Source organism: Hymenobacter telluris, from assembly GCF_017313265.1.
GTDB classification, from domain to species: Bacteria; Bacteroidota; Bacteroidia; order Cytophagales; family Hymenobacteraceae; genus Hymenobacter; species Hymenobacter telluris.
In genome coordinates, this window is the sequence record NZ_JAFLQZ010000003.1 from 463331 (window position 1) to 483471 (window position 20141).

General features: G+C 57.9%; 19 protein-coding genes. 14 read left to right on the forward strand and 5 right to left on the reverse strand.

Annotation, left to right across the window (positions count from 1 at the left end; all coding sequences use genetic code 11):
• The first annotated feature begins 13 nt into the window (after window positions 1-13).
• Window positions 14-1813: a hypothetical protein gene (locus J0X19_RS06860; protein ID WP_206983012.1), complete on the forward strand. Its 1800-nt coding sequence runs from the start codon at window positions 14-16 to the stop codon at window positions 1811-1813.
• Between the two features lie 83 nt (window positions 1814-1896).
• On the opposite strand, the gene J0X19_RS06865 is transcribed toward J0X19_RS06860, so the two are convergent.
• Window positions 1897-2154 carry a hypothetical protein gene (locus J0X19_RS06865; protein WP_206983014.1) on the reverse strand — a complete coding sequence of 86 codons (258 nt, stop codon included), beginning with the start codon at window positions 2152-2154 and terminating at the stop codon, window positions 1897-1899.
• A gap of 196 nt (window positions 2155-2350) precedes the next feature.
• Window positions 2351-2581 (reverse strand): hypothetical protein, encoded by a 231-nt coding sequence (locus J0X19_RS06870; RefSeq protein WP_206983015.1) that lies wholly within the window; start codon window positions 2579-2581, stop codon window positions 2351-2353.
• Between the two features lie 134 nt (window positions 2582-2715).
• Here J0X19_RS06870 and J0X19_RS06875 point away from each other — a divergent pair, with 134 nt between their 5' ends.
• The 5 genes from J0X19_RS06875 to J0X19_RS06895 all read left to right on the forward strand — a co-directional run bounded on the left by J0X19_RS06875 (window position 2716) and on the right by J0X19_RS06895 (window position 9048).
• Window positions 2716-3300, forward strand: coding sequence for an RNA polymerase sigma factor (locus J0X19_RS06875; protein WP_022824338.1), 585 nt, complete (start codon window positions 2716-2718; stop codon window positions 3298-3300).
• Between the two features lie 106 nt (window positions 3301-3406).
• Window positions 3407-4558 carry a trypsin-like peptidase domain-containing protein gene (locus tag J0X19_RS06880; protein ID WP_206983017.1) on the forward strand — a complete coding sequence of 384 codons (1152 nt, stop codon included), beginning with the start codon at window positions 3407-3409 and terminating at the stop codon, window positions 4556-4558.
• 330 nt (window positions 4559-4888) lie between these two features.
• The gene (locus tag J0X19_RS06885) at window positions 4889-6622 is read left to right on the forward strand and encodes a DUF1800 domain-containing protein (RefSeq protein ID WP_206983019.1); all 1734 of its coding nucleotides are present in this window, start codon (window positions 4889-4891) and stop codon (window positions 6620-6622) included.
• Between the two features lie 114 nt (window positions 6623-6736).
• Window positions 6737-8323 carry a DUF1501 domain-containing protein gene (locus tag J0X19_RS06890; RefSeq protein WP_206983021.1) on the forward strand — a complete coding sequence of 529 codons (1587 nt, stop codon included), beginning with the start codon at window positions 6737-6739 and terminating at the stop codon, window positions 8321-8323.
• A 389-nt stretch (window positions 8324-8712) separates the two neighbouring features.
• A complete protein-coding gene (locus tag J0X19_RS06895; protein WP_206983023.1) occupies window positions 8713-9048 on the forward strand; it encodes a hypothetical protein in 336 nt (111 codons plus the stop codon).
• A gap of 77 nt (window positions 9049-9125) precedes the next feature.
• Here the strand turns inward: J0X19_RS06895 and J0X19_RS06900 are convergent, their stop codons facing one another.
• Window positions 9126-9788, reverse strand: a complete 663-nt coding sequence (locus J0X19_RS06900; protein WP_206983025.1) for an SOS response-associated peptidase — start codon at window positions 9786-9788, stop codon at window positions 9126-9128.
• Window positions 9789-10074: 286 nt separating this feature from the next.
• On the opposite strand from J0X19_RS06900, the gene J0X19_RS06905 reads away from it, so the two are divergent.
• Window positions 10075-10875, forward strand: coding sequence for an alpha/beta fold hydrolase (locus tag J0X19_RS06905; RefSeq protein ID WP_206983027.1), 801 nt, complete (start codon window positions 10075-10077; stop codon window positions 10873-10875).
• A gap of 339 nt (window positions 10876-11214) precedes the next feature.
• Here the strand turns inward: J0X19_RS06905 and J0X19_RS06910 are convergent, their stop codons facing one another.
• Together J0X19_RS06910 and J0X19_RS06915 are read right to left on the reverse strand one after the other, a co-directional pair.
• Complete coding sequence (locus J0X19_RS06910) at window positions 11215-11751, reverse strand: hypothetical protein (protein WP_206983029.1); 537 nt, start codon at window positions 11749-11751, stop codon at window positions 11215-11217.
• A gap of 122 nt (window positions 11752-11873) precedes the next feature.
• Window positions 11874-12248, reverse strand: coding sequence for a cupin domain-containing protein (locus J0X19_RS06915; RefSeq protein WP_206983031.1), 375 nt, complete (start codon window positions 12246-12248; stop codon window positions 11874-11876).
• 274 nt (window positions 12249-12522) lie between these two features.
• On the opposite strand from J0X19_RS06915, the gene J0X19_RS06920 reads away from it, so the two are divergent.
• The 7 genes from J0X19_RS06920 (at window position 12523) to clpB (ending at window position 20111) form a co-directional block, all read left to right on the forward strand.
• Window positions 12523-13086, forward strand: coding sequence for a hypothetical protein (locus tag J0X19_RS06920; RefSeq protein ID WP_206983033.1), 564 nt, complete (start codon window positions 12523-12525; stop codon window positions 13084-13086).
• A 46-nt stretch (window positions 13087-13132) separates the two neighbouring features.
• Window positions 13133-13597, forward strand: a complete 465-nt coding sequence (locus J0X19_RS06925) for a hypothetical protein (protein ID WP_206983035.1) — start codon at window positions 13133-13135, stop codon at window positions 13595-13597.
• A 308-nt stretch (window positions 13598-13905) separates the two neighbouring features.
• Window positions 13906-16041, forward strand: coding sequence for an alpha-L-arabinofuranosidase C-terminal domain-containing protein (locus J0X19_RS06930; RefSeq protein ID WP_206983037.1), 2136 nt, complete (start codon window positions 13906-13908; stop codon window positions 16039-16041).
• A gap of 96 nt (window positions 16042-16137) precedes the next feature.
• Window positions 16138-16398 carry a hypothetical protein gene (locus tag J0X19_RS06935; RefSeq protein WP_206983039.1) on the forward strand — a complete coding sequence of 87 codons (261 nt, stop codon included), beginning with the start codon at window positions 16138-16140 and terminating at the stop codon, window positions 16396-16398.
• Entirely contained in the window at window positions 16395-16697 is a 303-nt protein-coding gene (locus J0X19_RS06940) for a PIN domain-containing protein (RefSeq protein WP_242582180.1), read from the forward strand. Before J0X19_RS06935 ends, J0X19_RS06940 begins: the two co-directional genes overlap by 4 nt.
• Window positions 16613-16828 (forward strand): PIN domain-containing protein, encoded by a 216-nt coding sequence (locus J0X19_RS25225; protein ID WP_394369099.1) that lies wholly within the window; start codon window positions 16613-16615, stop codon window positions 16826-16828. Before J0X19_RS06940 ends, J0X19_RS25225 begins: the two co-directional genes overlap by 85 nt.
• A 664-nt stretch (window positions 16829-17492) precedes the next feature.
• The gene (clpB, locus tag J0X19_RS06945; RefSeq protein WP_206983048.1) at window positions 17493-20111 is read left to right on the forward strand and encodes an ATP-dependent chaperone ClpB; all 2619 of its coding nucleotides are present in this window, start codon (window positions 17493-17495) and stop codon (window positions 20109-20111) included.
• The last annotated feature ends 30 nt before the right edge of the window (window positions 20112-20141 follow it).

A 20141-nucleotide genomic window follows, 5' to 3' on the forward strand; every position in this document is an offset into this window, starting at 1 on the left:
GTTGCCCGTTGATATGCCCCAGCCCTCTATTTATTATGTCCTGCTTGCGGGTTGCGCGCTGTTGGCCCTGGGCTTGATGCTGGCCGTCTGGCGCCGGCCCAACACCCAGCGGCGGGGCTTCCGGACACTGGCCAGCGTGCTGGCGGCAACAGGGTTGTGGCTAACGGCTTATCCGCCGGAGCGCGCCGTGTCCATACTCCAGGCCGAAGCTATTCTGCTCACCAGCCACTACCAACCTGATACGCTGCGTGCGTTGCTGGCCCGCTTTGGTGCACATACCCAAGTATGGCGCTACGCTTTAACTACGGATGCAGAAACGCCCAACGACACGCCCGCCGTAGCCAGCCTAACCACCTTGCGGGAGCAGATGCCGGCCCTGCGCCGCCTGCACGTGCTGGGCCAGGGAGTACCCGCGGCGGCACTGCCCGCGTTGGATTCGGTGCGGCTGGTGCACCACGCACCGCCACGCTTTGTAGGGTTTCGGGCGGCGCATTGGAACCGGCAGCTGGAACTGGGCAAGCCGCTGGTTGTGGAAGGGTATTTTGCGGCCAGCGTAACGGGGCCCGTGTGGGTGCGTTTGCAAGTGGCCGGCGCCCCCCGCGACTCAGTACAGCTACCCAACGGCCAGGGGCGCTTTCAGCTGCGCTACGTGCCCCGCGCCGTTGGCCGGCTGGTAGCTACGGTTTCAGCCCGGCAGAGTGGTCGGGGGCTGGCTACTGAGCCGGTGCCTACTGAGGTGCTACCAACGCGGCCCTTGCGGGTGTTGCTGTTGGCTGCCACGCCTTCGTTCGAGCTGAAATTCCTGAAAAACCACCTGGCCGCCCGCCAGCACGCGGTGGCGTGGCGCGTGGGCATCAGCCGCAACCTCACCCAAACCGAATTCAGCAACCAATCGGCCACCGACCTAAGCCGCCTCACGCCGGCCTTGCTGGCGCGCTACGACGTACTGATAGCCGAAGCGGGCGTGCTGGCTGCCTTGCCGAGTGCCGAAGCGCAGGCGCTACGGTTGGCCCAACGTACCGGAAGCCTCGGCCTAGTTGTGTTGGCCGATGTTGCTGGTTTGCCGGCCATAGTACCTAACCGAACGAGCTTACGATTGGTGGCGCAGACCGGCGCAGCCGCCACCCGGCCGCAACGCCTGTCCTGGCCCGAAGCCCCGGCAGCTACGGCTTTGGCACCTACCACGCTGGCATTGCAGCCGGGTACGGCGCGGCCGTTGGTAACGCTGGCGGGCGGCGGCCAGGTGGTAGTGGCCAGCCAACGTAGCGGAGCCGGCGGCGTGGTGGTTTCCACTTTATTGGAAACCTACCCCTGGCTTCTGCAAAACGCCGCGGCCACCTATGGCAGCTATTGGAGCCACCTCCTGACGGCCGTAGCGCCGCCTTCTGCCTCTGCGGCCTCGTGGCTGATAACCACGCCCTGGCCCCGCCCGCAACTGCCCGTCATTCTGCGCCGAACAGGCACTTTCCCGAGTACCCCAGCCGTACTAGCTACTGCCGCTGGCTCAGCTCGGCTACCGTTGCAGCAAGACACTGAACTACCGGAATGGAGCACGGCCACGTATTGGCCTGGCGCCGCGGGCTGGCAGCAGGTGCAGGTAGCCGGGCAGCCGGCACAGTGGCTTTACGTTTTCGGGGAGCAGGAGTGGCTGGGTCCCGAAACCCAACGCTGGGAGCAGGCTGCTCAACCTTGGCTGGCAGGCGCTACCCAGCCCCTACCGGCCCTTGCGCGCAAAGAGCCTTGGCCGGCAGCTTGGTTTTTCGCGCTGTTTGTGCTTGCTGCCGGGTTTCTGTGGCTCGAAGAAAAGCTGTAGCGTTTCCTGTTGGCGCAGGGTTACGTCCCAACTCTGTTTCTACCGATGCCTTGGTGTGCGTTATCGGCCGCATGCCTCAACACTCAATAGCGAATATCTGGGTGCCCCCCGAGCTGAATGTCAATATCACCCAGGTTCCCAAGCACATAGCCGTCTATCACCACCATAAACGAGAGTACAAAGCTTTGCTCGGTTAACTCACTTGCCAGCACGACCTTGGTGGCCGCTGACAACCATTCGTGCTGCTCCGACAATTCTGAAAAACCCAGGCTGCGTGTAGTCAAGACGAATAATTGGGGGAAAGACCAGGAATTATTGAACTGCCTAATCAGCAAAGGCATGGCTACAATATTGCATTATTAAATTTAAATACTTTGATATTCCTTGATTTCTTTCCTGAACCACGCGGTTCTAACTTTCGTTTTTGCGTGCATCGAGCCAGTGCTTACCGCTTGCACTATAAACAAAGCCCGGACCTTATCAAATAAGGTCCGGGCTTGCGGGCAATTATATATGGGCCTCTGAAAGGCCGCCTACTTACTTAACCTCGGTGGTAGCAGGAGCAGCGGTAGCAGCAGCCGTAGTATCAGTGGTAGCAGGAGCCGTAGCCGTCGTGTCCATGGTGGCAGGAGCAGTGGTTTCAGCAGTTGTACCTTCGGTGGTAGCAGGAGCCTCAGTGGCAGCACCCTCGGTAGTAGCCGGCTTCGATTCGCAAGAGGCCAGAGCTACAGCGAAAAACAGAGCGGATACTTTCAGCAGGTTGTTCATTTGGTCGTAGGTTTGAAAAATTTTGTTTGAAAAACGTCCTTTATACCGGGCTGTTTGAAAAGTAACCCGACAGTAAAAATTTATTTTTCCGCTGGGTTACCGTGCTTCCTTCATTGTATTAATACCTAAAGTGAATGGCGAAGGCCACTGCTTCTTACACCGACGACGAGTTCGTGGCGGCTATCCGCAACGGCGACGACCGGGCTCTGGCGCAACTCTACCGGCTGCACCTCCCCATGATTTCGCACTACGTACTGCAAAACAGCGGTACCGAAGACGAAGCCAAGGACGTGTACCAGGAAGGCATCATGGTGTTCTATGAAAAGGTGCGCGACGGTTCTCTGGAGCTGAGCTGCCAGATCAAGACCTACCTGTATGCCGTCTGCCGGCGGTTGTGGCTGAAGCGGCTCACCGAGAAAACCCGTTTCGGCGGCTCGCTCGATGACCATGAGCCCTACCTGGAAACCGGCGCCGAGGCTGACTTGGTGGAAGCCGAGGAACGGGACCGGCGCTTTGCCACCATGAGCGAGGCGTTGGATCTAATCGGGGAGCCTTGTCGTTCACTTTTAGAAGGTTTTTACCTGCTCGATAAGTCGATGCAGCAACTCACGGCAGACTTCGGCTACACCAACGCCGACAATGCCAAAAACCAGAAATACAAATGCCTGGTGCGGCTGAAGAAGCTCTTTTTCAGCAACTACCAGGAATCGGAAACCTAAGAAGGTTAGTGCTTAGTGCTTCGTTATTAGTGCTTGGAGTTGAGAGCGGAAAAATAATTCCAAGCACCAAGCACTAACAACGAAGCACTAAGCTCTACATAATGCTATGATGACTGAAGCTGATTACTACGCTTTATTTGACGCCTACCGACAAGGCGAGCTGGACACCCCGGCCCGCCAGAACCTGGAGCGTCGCCTGGCTGCTGACCCGGCCCTGGCGCAGCGCTTCGCCGAGTTTGAGGACGTAAGCAGCACCTTGCGCGGCTATGGCCAACGCCTGAGCACACGCCGCAAGCTGCGCGCCATTCAGGCCGAAATAGATGCCGAACAGGCCGTGAAGCTGGAAGGTGAAACCCTGCAAACCGGCCACCCCACTATGCCCACGGTGCATATTTCGCGTACCGAGCAGAAGCTGCGGGAGTTCTGGCGCGGCCACCGCGCCACCATGATGGTGGCCGCCTCGGTAGCCGTAATGGCCGTGTTTACCACGCTGCTGGGTATTGAGTGGTGGCGCGCCTCACAGAAGCCTTCCTTGTATGGCTACACCGTGCTGCGCCGCGAGGTGGAGCGCATCAAGCGCAAGCAGCGGGCCATGACCCTCGCCCTCCAGGGCCAGGAAGAGTTGCCCGTGAAGGATGGCAAGTTCAGCGGCACGGGTTTCGCGCTGACGGCTGACGGCTACCTGGTGACCAGCTACCACGTTATTCAGGGGGCCGACTCCTTGCTGATTGAGGGCCGCGACAAACAACGGTTCCGCGCTGAGCCGGTATTTTCTGATGTAGCCCACGATTTGGCTATCCTGCGCATCAAGGACAAGGATTTCAACGGCTTCGGCCGCTTGCCGTACTCGTTTAAGCGCGGCACCGCCGACCTGGGCGAGAAAGTGTACACCATCGGCTACCCCCGCGAAGACCTGGTGTTCAACGACGGTTCGTTGAGTGCCCGCTCGGGTTTCGAGGGCGACTCGGCGTTCTACCAGATCAGCATTCCGGTGAACCCCGGCAACTCGGGCGGCCCGCTGCTCGACGACCGGGGCAACCTGATTGGCGTTATCAGCGGCCGGCAGATGGACGTGCAGAGTGCCGCCTTCGCCACCAAGTCGTCGTACCTGATGCACCTCGTGGATTCGTTGTCGGCGGCGGCGGGCTCGGGGCAGTCGTACTCGATGCCGCGCGGCAACCAGCTGGCCGGCAACTCCCGCCCTCAGCAAATCCGCAAGCTCCGCGACTATGTGTTTGTAGTGAAAGTGTATGAGTGAAACCCTGTAGCCGCTAGCGTGCCCCGCCGTCGTTACTGACGAGCTGCCAGCCCTGTTATGCTTACCGAAGCCCCGCCTTTTCAGGTGGGGCTTTTTTCTGTTTCTACAGTTCAGCTTAACAAAGTGGCTTGGTGTCCGATAGTGGGCGTTTTTAAGGTTGAGCTAGGCAGCAGCGCCGCAGCTTTTCAATACAAATAGACAAGCAATTCATTAAACTTTCACTATTTAATTAAGTCCTTGGATTACAGCTTGCTATTGAAGCAAGTAATTGATTACTTCCGAATTATTTCGCGCGCTCTTTTCCATCAACCACACGTAGCTCACCCGCCTATGAACCGTAGAGCTTTCCTCAGCAAACCCGCCCCCCTGGCCAAGCCCCTAACAACGGCACTAGCGCAACCGGCGGCGCCTCCCGGCCCCGGTGACCCGCCGGGCGACGATGAAATCATCAGCCGGTTCGCCAACACCAGTTTGCCTACCGCCGCTCGTTCTCAGGCAGGCCTCAATCCCTACACCGGGCCGTGGGGCTACACCCAGGCGGCGCACTTGCTCCGCCGCTGCCTGTTTGGGCCCACCCGTACCGAAATAACCACCGCTGCCGGCCAAACGCTGACGCAGGTAATGAACGGCTTGCTCACGGCCCCGGCCGCGCCCGCCGCCCCGCTCAACGTATCGGCAACGGATACCAGCGTGCCGCAGGGCCAGACCTGGACGACGCAGCCCTTCGACCAGAACTTTGAAGGCGTGCGACGTTCCTCGTTGCGGGCGTGGTGGCTGGGCCAGCTGTTAGACCAAAGCCCTACGCTGGTGGAGAAGATGACGCTGTTCTGGCACAACCATTTTGTGATTGAGCTGGGAGACATCAACGATGCCCGCTACGGCTACCACTACTGTGCTCTGCTGCGGCAGCACGCGCTGGGCAACATCAAGCAGCTCACCGAAGACATTACCGTGGCCCCGGCCATGCTGCGCTACCTGAACGGCAACCAGAGCACGGCTACGGCCCCCAACGAAAACTACGGCCGGGAGCTGCTGGAGCTGTTTACGGTAGGCAAAGGTCCGCTCATTGGCCCCGGCAACTACACCACCTACACCGAAGCCGACGTGCAAGCCGCCGCTAAGGTGCTGACGGGCTGGCGCGACAATGCTACCACTATTGCGGGCTACTACACGGCCTCCCGGCACAATACCACCACCAAGCAGTTCAGCGCGGCGTTTCAGAACGCCACCATCGGCAACCTCGGCGACCAGGAGTACAAAGCCCTCATCAACCTGATTTTCGCGCAGCAGGCCACCGCCGAGTTCCTGTGCCGCAAGCTCTACCGCTGGTTTGTGTACTACGTAATTGACGCCACCACCGAAGCGCAGGTGATTCAGCCGCTGGCGCAGCTGCTGATTACCAACAACTACAACGTGGCGCCGGTGCTGCGGGTGCTGCTTTCAAGTGAGCATTTCTTTGACACCGTGAACATGGGCTGCGTGATTAAAAGCCCCCTCGATTTCACGGTGGGTACTTGCCGGCAGCTGCAAATGGTGTTTCCGACGGCCAGCAACCTGGTGGCGCAGTACGGCATGTGGGACTACCTGAACAGCGTCACGAATGTGCAGCAGCAGTACCTCGGCGACCCGCCCAACGTAGCTGGCTGGGCCGCTTACTGGCAAACACCGCAGTACTACGAAATGTGGATTAATGCCGTGACGCTGCCCCGCCGCAACCAGCTCACCGACCTCTTTATCAGCACCAACGGCTACACCCGCAACAGCGTCAACATCAAGATTCGGCCCGTGGAGCTGGTACTCACGCTGCCACCCGCCACGGCCTCCGACCCCAACCTGCTGATTGCCGAGCTGGCCAAACTACTGCTGCCCATCCCGCTGACGGCCAACCAGCTCACCTACCTCAACGATACGCTGCTGCCGGGCCTGCCCGATTTCGAGTGGACCGTGGAATGGCAGGAATATCTGGCGGCGCCCAACAACACGGCCAAGAAAACCGCCGTCGAAACCAAGCTCCGCGCCCTGCTGCGCGCCATGATGGGCTTGGCCGAATATCATCTTAGCTGAAGAGTAACTGAGTAGCTGAGCAACTGAGTAAGGACGCAGAGAGGTGACCTTACTCAACTGCTTGCGCGGCTATTCTTTACTCAGTTACTCTTTCACTCAGTTACCAGACAAAGTATGAAACGCAGACATTTCCTCCAGACCACGGCTGCTGCTACCGTATTGCCCACGCTGCTGGGCGGTTTGCCTATTGGCGCCTACGGGTTTTCGCCTGAGCTTTTCGACATCACCGGGGGCGCCACCCAAACCGACCGGGTGCTGGTGCTGATTCAGCTGAACGGTGGCAACGACGGGCTGAACATGATTATCCCCACCGACCAGTATTCGGCCCTGATGAACGCGCGGGCCGATATTGCCATTCCGCAGGCGCAGGTATTGCCGCTGAGCGCCACCACCGGCATCCATCCGGCTATGGCCGGCGTGAAAAACCTGTTCGACAACGGCAAGATTGGGGTGGTGCAGAGCGTAGGCTACCCGAATGCCAATTACTCGCACTTCCGCGCCACCGACATCTGGACTTCCGGCTCCGATTCCAACGTGACCATCACCTCGGGCTGGGCCGGGCGCTACCTCAACGGCGAATACGCCAACTACCCCACCGGCTACCCCAGCGCCGCCAACCCCGACCCGCTGGCCATCAGTATTGGCTCGGTGGTAAGCAACTGCGTGCAGGGCCCGAGCGTGAACATGGGCATGGCCATTGCCAGCACCAGCTCGTTCTACCAATTGCTTTCCGGTGGCGTAGATGCAGCCCCCAACACGCCCGCCGGCCACGAGCTGACCTTTATTAGGCAGGTGATTTCCCAGACGCAGGTGTACACCACCACCATTCAGGCCGCGGCGGGCCGGGCCTCCAACCTCTCGCCGCTCTATCCGGCCAGCGGCCAGAATTCACTGGCTGACCAGCTCAAGATTGTGGCACAGCTGGTAGCGGGCGGCCTCCAGACGCGCATTTACGTGTGCAACCTCGGCGGCTTCGATACCCACTCCAACCAGGTGCCCACCACGGGCAGCACCACCACGGGTACGCACGCCACCCTGCTCGGTAGAATCTCGCAGGCGCTGGAAGCCTTCCAAGACGATTTGCGCCGCCTGAACGTGCAGGACCGGGTGGTGGGCATGACCTTCTCGGAGTTTGGCCGCCGCATCAAGGCCAATGCCAGCAAGGGCACCGACCACGGCGCCGCTGCGCCGCTCATTGTGTTTGGTACCAGTGTAAACCCAATCCTGCACGGCACCAACCCGGTACTGCCCGCCAATGCTGGCGTCAACGACCAGGTGGCTATGCAGTTCGACTTCCGGGCCGTGTACGCCAGCTTGCTGAAAGACTGGTTCCGGGTGCCGCAGACTACGCTGAATGCCTTGCTGCCTTCCACCAACAGCCCGTTTCCTTACATGCCCATCATCCGGCCATCGGTGGTGAACGGTACGGCTTCGGCGGCTGCTACCAATGTGGCCAATTTCAGCGTGTACCCCAACCCCATCCGGGACCGGGCCACCGTGGAATTCACCTCGGAAGGTGGCCACGTGCAAGTGCTACTCTACGACAACCTGGGCCGCGAAGTAGTGCGCCTCCTCGACCGACCTATGTCGCGGGGCTTGCGCCAGATTCCGCTGGATGCGGCGGGACTGGCGGCTGGCTCCTACCACTGCCAGGTGCAGGAAGGTCAGCGCATCAGTACCCGGCTGGTGGTAGTGGAGTAGCCAACGCAAGAGCAGGATAGCCGCGTAACGGCGTCAGGCATGTAGCATACCAGAGTTGAAAGACTATGCGCCGCGTAGCGGTGCAAGACCATCTGGCGCTTCTTGCACCGCTACGCGGCGCTATACCACGCAAGGCAAGAGGGCTACAACCCTAACGCCGCTATGCGGCGTAGCGGCGTTAGCCAAGGTTGCGAATTGGTGTTTCTGCCGCTGGCAACCGCAATTGTCAGAAAGGCCAACGGCGCTTTTAGCTGGGAAAGCTACCGTTGGCCTCTGGTACTTCTAATGCTCAGCTACGTGCTTCTCTGTTGAAATTCTATTGAAAAAAGCAGCCAAACAGGCAGCCTCAGCCCTGCTTTCTGCGTACACGCCCTCCGATGGCCTAGCCATTGTCAAGCCAACCGTACACCTGCTACTCCAACGTCACGATGGACAATCAACTAGAGAAACAAATCGACAAAATTCTGCCCGAAGACATTTCACGCACCCTGGAAAGTGCCTACCACGTGGTGTTCCAAGGCGACTATGACCACGTAGATGACCTGTTGAAGCACGGCGGCACCCTGATCCGGAAGGCAGCCCAGCGTTTCACTTCCACGCAAATGATTCTGGGTATTGCCGCCATTGCTGCCGTTGCCGTAGTGGTAGTAAGCCGTGCCGCTGCTTCCGATGATGAAGGCGAAGCCACCGACGCTTCGGAACCCAAGCTCAGCAAAGCAGAGTAATTCTGATTACGCGCTCAACCAAAAAGCCCCACCTGAATGTGTTCAGGTGGGGCTTTTTGGTTGTTGACGAAAGTGGGCTAAGCGGCTTCCAGCACGCTGGCGTCGTTGTGCGCCGGCGAGTTCACGCGAGTGGTAATGATGTACTCCTTCATTAGCTCGGCAGGGTACGGCAGCAGTAATGCCTGGTGATCGGCTAAGCTCACGGAATCGTCGAGCCAGGCCAGTTCGGCTTCCCGGTTTTGCAGCATCACCGGCATCCGGTTATGAATCGGGGCCATCAGTTCGTTGGGCTCGGTGGTGATGATGGTGAACGTGGGGCGCACCTCACCAGTGGATTTGTCGAGCCACTCGTCCCAGAGGCCAGCAAAGGCAAACGGCTGCTCGCTGCGCAGCAGAATACGATGCGGCACTTTGCCCTGGGCGGTAGCCTGCCACTCGTAGAAGCTGTCGGCGGGTACTAGGCAGCGGCGGCGCTGAAGCAACTGCCGAAACGAAGGCTTCTCGGGCAGGGTTTCAGCGCGGGCGTTGATGGGTTTGGGAGCGGCTTTCAGGTCTTTCACCCAGCCCGGAATCAGGCCCCACTGCAACAACTGAATTTGGCCGGGCTCGGTGTTCAGGATGACGGGAAGCTGCTGCGATGGTGCCGCATTGTAGTTGGGCGTGGCTTCCGGCTTGAAAGAAGCGTCGAAGCGTTTTTCAAGCACGGGCTTGGGGGCGAGGGTGGTATAGCGGCCGCACATAACGAAAGGTATTGAGAGAAAGAAGCGCCTTATGGCACTACTAAATCTATAACGCGCCGTTCTGGTAGCAGGTTCGTAACGAAGTAACCTTGGTCTGCATCCCAATTAGAGACTAATCCTATCAAAGCAAAGTTCTATTTTCTGGCTTATTTCTATTTTACGTACACTTTAGTCTGTTTCGGGTGCTATTCTCAGTTTAGCCCGGTATCCTGTTTTGGTAAACCACTGTATTCGCTAAGCAAAAGCCTATATATTCCGTATAAGAGACTATCCCACCCGCCCTAGTATGATTACCAATATCCTACAACGCAACAACGTCCAAATGGGCGGCCACGGCCCCCGGACCTTATTATTTGTGAACGGCTTCGGCTGCGACCAAACCATGTGGCGCTACATCACTCCGGCGTTTTTCGAGCATTTCAAGCTGGTGTTATTCGACCACGTTGGCGGTAGCTTGTCTGATACCAATGCCTATGAACCGCTGAAATACGCCACTCTGCACGGTTACGCCCACGATGTGCTGGCTATTTGCAAGCAACTCGACCTCCAGCAAGTTACCCTGATTGGGCATTCTGTAGGAGCCATGATTGGGGTGCTGGCGGCGGTGGCGGAGCCTAAGTGGTTTCAGCAGTTGCTGCTGCTTTGTCCCTCGCCTTGTTACTTCAATGAGCCCGGCTACTACGGCGGTTTCGACAAGGACGATATCAACGCCATGCTTCAGTTCATGCAGACCGACTACGTGGGCTGGGCTGATACATTCGCCCCACTCATCATGGGCAACCCCGACCAGCCATCGTTGGCCGATGAGCTTAGCCACAGCTTTTGCCAAACCATTCCGGCCATTGCGCAGCAGTTTGCGCGCGTTACGTTTCTCTCCGACAACCGCTTGGACATTGCGCACCTCAAAACGCCCTGTGTGGTACTACAAAGCGCCAACGACCTGATTGCGCCTCCCGAAGTGGGGGCCTACATGGAGGCGCACATTCCAGGCTCCACCCTAATTACGCTGCCCGTTGCCGGCCATTGCCCCCAGCTGAGCGCGCCCGTTGAAACGCTGCTGGCCATGGAAGCCTGCCTGGTAGCTTAATAACTCGGCCATAAACAAGTGGCTGGAAACCGCGCTGCAACTCGTTCCACCCACACTTTCCAGCTCTGGCAACCTCGAAGCTCCGCGGCAACGACCTGCGCAAAATAGGCCACCCCGAAGGCTAGGCCACCAACCTGACCATCCCCAATATGGCTCATCAGCACGATTCAGTGGACGTGCTGGCCCTGTATTGTGCGCATAGATGCCGGGGCCAAAGCAAGTATGCCAGTAGTGCCACAGAAAAAGGCCGCAACAGCACGCAGCTATATTGCCACATCCCTGTTGCGGCTTCTGTACCCTTTCCGCATGAGCAGCGGTGAGCGTACTGCTGAGCTAGCGTCAACTCTTCTCCTCCATATCGTTTTGTTGCGCATCTGCATTAGCGGGTGGCGCAGAGCGGTTCATGCCCATGCGCTGACTATCGGCCTCATCGGGCTGGGCGTAGTTGCCACCACCGTAGCCACCGGCAAATGGGTTTTGCTTTTCGTCGAACTGTCGGTCGGTTAGGTCTTCGGGGCCGCCACTGGTTCCTAAGCCGCCACGGTGGCCGCTGGAATCATAGCCCCGGTCTTCGTCGCCATTAAATCCAGCCCGGCCCATTCCCTCGCCCTGGCCTACCGCCCGCGAATTGTCTGCGGTGCCTTCCGCTCCCTGCCGCCGCAACTGATTGAAATCAGAAGCCTGTGTTGATGCAGAATGCTCGTTGTGGCTTTGCGGCTGGCTGGCGGAGTTGGTTGCATTGTCGTTGGCATCAGTCACGACGGTCGACATATCCTGCGGGTCTTCTTGCGGGGTAAGGCCGGGGCCTTGGTCTGCTCCTAGTTGTGCAGGGTCGGTGGGGCGGTTAAGCTCGTTGGAGTCTTGGTGGGTGGTCATGGCAGTTATCAGTAACAGAAACAGAGGTACTGCTTTTGTTACTGGCTCTACCCAGTAAGGTTGTTGTTGAGCCTACCTCCTGAACAACCTATGTGCCTGTTTCACTGGCTATTGCTCACTCACTACGCACGTTTCAGCCCGAGGCGCTCTACCGTTTCGCCTTCAAAGTCGAACTCAATAAGTACGGCGGGCTCCTCGCCTATCACCCAACCATCGTGGCCGGGCGCAATGGCTACTACCTGCGGCGCCGTGTACTCTTCCTGCGTGCCATCGGCGTACTGAATGCCCAGCTTACCGGCCGCCAGAAACCCCACGTGGGCGTGCTGGCACAGCTCGGTGCCAATTACCGGCTTCATGTCCTTCGACCACCGAAAGCCCACTGGATAAACCACCCGCTTCACCCGCGAGTTGCCGGTGCGCACTACATCAACCTGAACGCCGCCTACTTCGCGGCGGGTGGCATCTTTCAAAGGACCTAAAAGCGTAGCAATATCCATGGTTCGGTGGGGAGAGAGTGGAATGAGTGCGGCAACCGGCGCCGCAGAGTAAGGTACACAAAGCCAGTGAAATACTATCATGCTGGTTTCAGTGCGGTGAAGCAGATTTAGAACTGGCTTGCAACTTAAAGCAACGCTGTATTCATAAAAAACGATTCTTTCACTTTGAAATTCAAAGTTCTTTTACATCCTTTGTATCGTTGCGGTTGGCTAGGCTTTTCCGGGCCGCTTTTTCAGTGCTACTTCTCATACTCAACCTTAATTTATACCTCCCATGTCACTCACCAAAAGCCTTCTTCTGGTTGCCTTAGCTACCGGGCTGCTCTTGCTGATTCCGTTGGTTGCCATGCAGTACACCACCGAAGTCAACTGGACTTTCTCCGACTTTGTATTTGCCGCTGTTGTGCTGTTTGGGGCGGGCTCCACGTTCGTGCTTATTGCCCGAATGGGTACCAACGGCACGTACCGGCTGGCGGCTGGTGTGGGGGTGGTAGCGGGGCTGCTACTCGTGTGGGCCAACGCGGCCGTGGGCCTGGTAGGTAGTGAGCATAACCTCGCCAACCTGCTATATGGAGCGGTGCTACTGGTGGCTCTTGGCGGCGCCATTGCCGCGCGTTTCCGGCCGCTAGGCACTTCCAACGCCATGTTTGCCGCCGCTCTTACCTACGTGGCCGTTACAGTTATTGCTCTGTTCGTTTGGAAACCTACCGGGGCCGCCGCCGAGCCTTCGGTATACCTAGTGAATGTGCTGGTTGCCAATGGTGTTTTCGCTACCCTGTGGGCTGTTTCGGGTTGGCTGTTCCGCCGCGCCACCAATGCACATCAGCAGCTGGCTTAGAAGCGCAGCATCTTGAATTCACTTCTGCATCTTACTCTGTACTTCCATGACCGTATCACAATTCGTAATGGCTGGCATCGTGCTACTGCTTGCTGGCCTCGTGTATTTGCTGGTCGCCAGCTGGGGCCGCAATGGCGCCTATAAGCTGGCTGCGGGCGTGGCGGTGGCGGCTTCCCTCCTGCTCGTGTGGGGCAACCTGGCCGTGGGATTCATTGGCAGCGAAGACAACCCTGCCAACCTGCTGTATGCCGGGGTGTTGGTTGTCGGCTTCCTCGGGGCCATTCTGGCGAAACTCCAGCCGCTGGGTATGGCGAAGGCCATGTTTGCTGCGGCACTTACGCAGTTCGCCGTTCCTTTTATTGCAATGTCCATCTGGCGGCCCGAGTTGACCATGGGAGTGCTGTGGGTGATTGTGCTCAACACCATCTTCGCTGGGTTGTGGGTGGCCGCGGGATGGCTGTTTCGGCGGGCGAGTGTGGCTGGCGTGGGTTTGGGCCGGCAGGTGGGGTAGCAGCAGGAAATGCGAAGCTACCACTAACAGCGGCTCGATTATGCAGCCGCTGACCATTCTATAAAGTATAGAATTACGCGGTAGCATTCCTCAGGCATACACAACGACCTGATATCTAAGTGGTTTCAGGGCGTTGTGTATGCCTGAGGAATGCTACTTATACGAGGCGAAAATTGAAATATAACTAACTGGCGAGGCACAGTCGTACCCAGCACTTTCTATGAGTGGGCAGAAACACAGCGAATAAGGCAACTACGATAAGATATGCGCATCTTTTCAACGCTCTTTGTTCCTACTCTACCCACCGCATGAAAAAAACTGCTACCAAAACCGCGTTTGCGAAAGCAAGCGTTGGCATCTTGGCTTTAACCAGCCTTGCCCTGCTCTCGCCGGCGCAGGCCCAGAAGCCCACCGTCACGCTGGACCTGACCAAGCCGGGTGCCGAAGTCAGCCCGATGCTCTACGGCCTCATGACTGAGGAAATCAACCATTCCTACGACGGAGGGCTGTACGCCGAACTTGTCCGCAACCGCACCTTCAAGGACAGCCCAACCGCGGCCGAGGGGTGGAGCCTAGTGCAAGACAACGCCGGCTCCAAAGCCTCCATGCAACTGGTAGCGGCCACCCAAGACAACGTGCCGTATGACGAGCGCCGGCACGCCATCAATGAGGCGCTGACCACCTGCCTACGCCTGACCGTGGAAAAGGCCGACGGCCGGGTAGGCGTCGCCAACGAAGGGTACTGGGGCATTCCGGTGAAGCCGTCCACCACCTACCAGGCCTCTTTCTACCTAAAAGGAACGGGCAGTATTCCGCCGCCCCGCCCCCGCCCCGGGCAGCCGGCCCCACCCGCCAAGCCGGTTATCGAAGACAATACCGCAGGCCCGATACAGGTGACCATCGAGAGCAACGACGGCAAAACAGTGTATGCCTCGGGCACCGTGAACCTGGAGAAAAGTACCTTCTGGAAGAAGTACCAGGTGACCCTGACCACCGGCGCGAACGTGAAACCGACCAAAGACGCCCGGTTCGTTCTGTCCACCAACCGCTCGGGCCTGTACTACTTCAACCTCGTGTCGCTGTTTCCGCCCACGTACAACAACCGCCCCAACGGCAACCGGCCCGATCTGACGCAGATGATGCTGGACATGAAGCCGAAGTTTCTGCGCTTTCCGGGCGGCAACTACTTGGAAGGGCCCCTGCTCACCGATGCCTTCCCCTGGAAAACGACCCTGGGGCCGCTGGAAAGCCGGCCGGGCCACCGCGGCTCCTGGGGGTACCGCGCCTCGGACGGCATGGGGCTGCTGGAATTTTTGCTTTGGTGTGAGGAGATAAAGGCCGAACCACTGCTGGGCGTGTACGCCGGCTACTCGCTGAACGGGGACCATATTGATGCCGGACCGCTCCTGAAACCGCACGTGGAGGACGCCCTCAACGAAATAGAGTACATAATAGGCGACGTTAGCACCTACTGGGGGGCCAAACGTGCCGCCGACGGCCACCCCGCGCCGTTCAAGCTGCGGTACGTGGAAATTGGCAACGAAGACTGGTTCGACCGGTCCAACAGCTACGACGGGCGCTTCAACCAGTTTCGGGAAGCCATTGAGGCCAAGTACCCCCAGCTGCACTGCATTTCCACCATCGCCGATGCGCAGTTTCCGACCCAAAAGGTAACCAGCGGGAAAAAGCCGGAGCTGCTGGATGAGCATTACTACCGCAATGCCTGGGATATGTGGCAGAATGCCGCGCAGTACGACGCCTACGACCGCAACGGACCGAAGATATTTGTGGGCGAATGGGCCACGCGGGAAGGCGCCCCCACTACCAATCTGAACGCTGCCCTGGGCGATGCCGCCTGGATGATCGGCATGGAACGCAACGCCGACCTGGTGGTCATGTCATGCTACGCGCCGTTGTTTGTCAATGTCAATACGGCCACCGCTACTGCTCCCAAAGCCTGGCAGTGGGATTCGGACCTGATTGGCTACGATGCGCTGACCAGCTACGGGTCGCCCTCGTACTACGTGCAAAAGATGTTCAGTGAGTATCTGGGCAGCCACATCGTACCCACAACCGGCGCCAGCATCCCGATGCGCAAGCGCCCGCTCACCCGGCGCGACAGTGCGGAGGGGAAAACGCCGCAGCCCGTACCCTCCCTGTTCTACGCCGCCACCAAGGACCAGCAAACGGGTACGGTGTACCTGAAAATGGTGAACACCCTGGGCACCAAACAACCCGTTGACATCAACCTGCAAGGCGTTCCGAAAGTGGCCTCAAATGCCACGCTAGTAGTGCTGAAAGGCACCAAGCCCGAGGAAACGAACAGCATTACCGAGCCCAAAAAGATTGTCCCAACCACATCTAAAATCAAACGGGTAGCGCCGCGTTTCACCCGAATGCTCGACCCGTACTCGGTAACGGTCATAGCGCTACAAACAAAGTAGAAAGAACAGCCCACGAAACGCGGCGAAGCGGAGAGAATAAATTTCGCCGCTTCGCCGCGTTTTTCGTTTTTTACATCCTCTCCTAATGCTCCGGTTATGAAACTCGCCCTCGAACTCGAATTTCCCGACGACCAAGCCGCCAACGTGCTCCGCCTGCTCCAAAATACACCCAACACCACGGCCCGTATCCTCACGCACCCGGCTTCTGTGCCCACCTCCGCTTCCAAATCAGAAGCCGAGCTGGAAGCCCTGTTTCAACAGCTAGTCGGTTCCTGGCAATCCGACGAAAACGGCGACGAGCTGAACCGCCAGCTCCGCGAGGCCCGCCAAGATCAGCCCCGTGATATCGAGCTATGAGCCAGTACCTGCTCGACACCAACATCTGTGTTTACCTAACCAAGAACGAATTCGACTTGGTAGCCAAGCTGCGGCAAGTGGGGTACGCCAACTGCTTTCTTTCTGAGATAACCATTGCCGAGATGCTTTACGGCGTCGCTAACAGCGCCCCAACCAAGCAGACCGCCAATCTGTTCAGCATCTGCAACAAGCCTTCGCCGGTCGCATCCTCTCCATCACCAACTGCCTCGAAGTCTACGCCCAGCAGAAAGCTCACCTCAAACGCATCGGCCGCCTACAAGGGGAGTTTGATATGCTAATTGGCTCCACCGCCCTAGCCCACGGCCTCACCCTAGTCACCCGCAACACCCGCCACTTTGCGGAGCTAACTGGTATTCAGTTAGAAAACTGGACTGATACACCGTCCACTCCAGGCTTAATTCTTGAGTAGTATTGACGTGATGAGGTTATTAATCATTCTATTGGTAGTCACAACAGCAGGCTGTAGTCATTCCAGAAAAGAGCTACCCATTAATGCAATAGAATATAAGTCAAAGCTTTCCCGCAACATCATTACTGCATATGCTAGATGCATCAAACAATACCATCCAAAAAATGACAGCTCGGTAGTTATTTATATTAACCAGCATAAAGACACCACTTTCATCCTGCTATCCAACGAACTACCATTATGGAGAATTGATACTATCGATACATATGACCTATTTAACGACTCTATACACGTTTACTTAATACACTCAGATACGAAGAACAATCTGTACGGAATTAAAGCAAAACGTCTATCTCCTCTCAAGCAGAGACATTACGATTATATTCCCCCAAGACATCCTATTAATTGGGAATTCTGTTTTATAGATACCATGCTGGTTTCTTACTATCCTGAGAAATCGCTTGACAAGTTCATGCATCCTTAAAACTGTCTATTCATCCTATTGATATAGACCAACACTGCGAAATCTGATATTTTGTCTGATTACACGGGTTTCGCCTAAAGCACACCCGCCAAAACGTCAGTAAAACCACTTCTGCACCCTGTTTGCTAGTCCCCTCGTAGACTTACTAACCCGAAGCACCTATCAAGACTCTAGCAAGCCATGAACTTTAATAACTATACCATCAAGGCACAGGAGGCCGTGCAGAAGGCCACTGAAATTGCTGGGGGCAACCAGCAGCAGGCCATTGAAACCGGCCACTTGCTGAAAGGCCTCTTCCAGAGCGACGAGAATGTACTGTCGTTTCTAGCTAAGAAGCTGGGCGTGAACCTCAACATCCTCACGCCCCGCCTCGATGCACTAGTAGCGGGCTACCCTAAAGTAAGTGGGGGCTCGCCCTACCTCTCCAACGAAGCCGCCGCCGCTCTGCAGCGTGCCACCGGCTTTCTGAAGGAGTTCGACGATGAATATGTATCGGTGGAGCACCTGCTGCTGGGGCTGCTGGGCGGTAAAGACGCCGTAGCTACCCTGATGAAGGACGCCGGCTTCAACGAGAAAGACCTGAAAGCGGCCATCAAGGAGCTGCGCGGAGGCCGTAAGGTGACCTCGCAAACCGCCGAAGACCAGTACCAGAGCCTCAACCGCTACGCCCGCAACCTCAACGAGCAGGTGCGCACCGGCAAGATGGACCCAGTAATCGGCCGCGACGAGGAAATCCGCCGCGTACTGCAGATTCTGAGCCGCCGCACCAAGAACAACCCCGTCTTGCTCGGTGAGCCCGGCGTGGGTAAAACCGCCATTGTGGAGGGCCTGGCTCAGCGCATCGTGGCCGGCGACGTGCCCGAGAACCTCCAGGACAAAATCATCATGTCCCTGGATATGGGCCTGCTCATTGCGGGTGCCAAGTACAAGGGCGAGTTTGAGGAGCGTCTCAAGTCCGTCATCAAGGAAGTAACCGATTCCGAAGGCCAGATCATTCTGTTCATCGACGAGATGCACACCCTGATTGGGGCCGGAGGCGGTGGTGAAGGCGCCATGGATGCGGCTAACCTGCTCAAGCCGGCTCTGGCTCGCGGCGAGTTGCACTCCATCGGGGCCACTACCCTCAAGGAGTACCAGAAGTACATTGAGAAGGACAAGGCCCTGGAGCGCCGTTTCCAGGCCGTGATGGTGGATGAGCCGACTATTGAGGATGCCATCAGCATCATGCGCGGCATCAAGGAGAAGTACGAGCTGCACCACGGCGTACGCATCACCGACGACGCTGTAATTGCCGCCGTAGAGCTCAGTTCGCGCTACATCACCGACCGGTTCCTGCCCGACAAGGCCATCGACCTGATGGACGAAGCCGCCGCCAAGCTGCGCATTGAATTGAACTCCATGCCCGTAGAGCTGGACGAAGTGCAGCGCCGCATCATGCAACTAGAAATTGAGCGCGAGGCCATCCGCCGCGAGGAAAACAAGGACCGTGAAACCGTGCTCAACAAGGAGCTGGCCGAGCTGACCGCCAAGCGCGACACCCTGAAAGCGCAGTGGGAAAACGAGAAATCGGCCCTCACCAGCATCCAGACTGAGAAGGAGAACATTGAGCGCTTCAAGCTGGAAGCCGACCAGGCCGAACGCCAGGGCGACTATGGCCGCGTGGCGGAGCTGCGCTACGGCAAGATTCAGGAAGCCGAAACCAAGCTGAAAGAGTTACAAGCCCAGGCCGAAGCCGACAAAGGCAAGGACGGCAACTCGATGCTGCAGGAAGTGGTAACCTCCGAGGATATTGCCGAGGTAGTAGCCAAGTGGACCGGTATTCCGGTAAGCAAGATGCTGCAGTCGGACCGCGAGAAGTTGCTGAACTTGGAAGCGGAGCTAGGTCGCCGCGTGGCGGGCCAGAGCGAAGCCATTGCGGCTATTTCCGATGCCGTACGCCGCTCCCGCGCTGGCCTCCAGGACCCCAAGCGGCCCATTGGTTCGTTTATCTTCCTGGGTACTACCGGCGTGGGTAAAACCGAGCTGGCCAAGGCCCTGGCCGAGTACTTGTTCAACGACGACAACGCCATGGTGCGCATTGATATGAGTGAGTATCAGGAGCGCCACGCCGTGTCGCGCCTCATCGGGGCACCTCCCGGCTACGTGGGTTACGACGAAGGCGGGCAGCTGACCGAGGCCGTGCGCCGCAAGCCGTACTCGGTGATTCTGCTCGATGAAATCGAGAAGGCCCACCCTGATGTGTTCAATATCTTGCTGCAAGTGCTGGATGATGGCCGCCTCACCGACAACAAAGGCCGGGTGGCAAACTTCAAGAACACCATCATCATCATGACCTCCAACACCGGGGCCGACATCATTCAGAAGAATTTCAAGGAGCTGAATGAGTACAACCACGAGGAGGTAGTGGACCGCACCCGCGAGGAAGTGGTGGACCGCCTCAAGCAGCACATGCGCCCCGAGTTCCTGAACCGCATCGACGAGATTGTGATGTTCCAGCCGCTGAAGCGCAAGGAAATCCGCAAAATTGTGGACATCCAGTTCCGGCAGATTCAGTTGCGCCTAGAAGAAGCCGGCATCCGGTTGGAAGCCACCGACGAGGTGCTCGATTACCTCGGCGAGCAGGGCTTCGATCCGCAGTTTGGTGCCCGGCCATTGAAGCGCGTGCTGCAACGCCTGGTGCTGAATGAGCTGTCGAAAGACATTCTCTCCGGCCGCGTGAGCAAGGACGCCGTGGTGGAAGCCGTACTGGAAGACGGCAGCATCCGCTTCCTGAACGTGGAAATTCCCGCTGTCGGCTAAGTGGATTGAACTGCATAGAAAAGCCCCGCT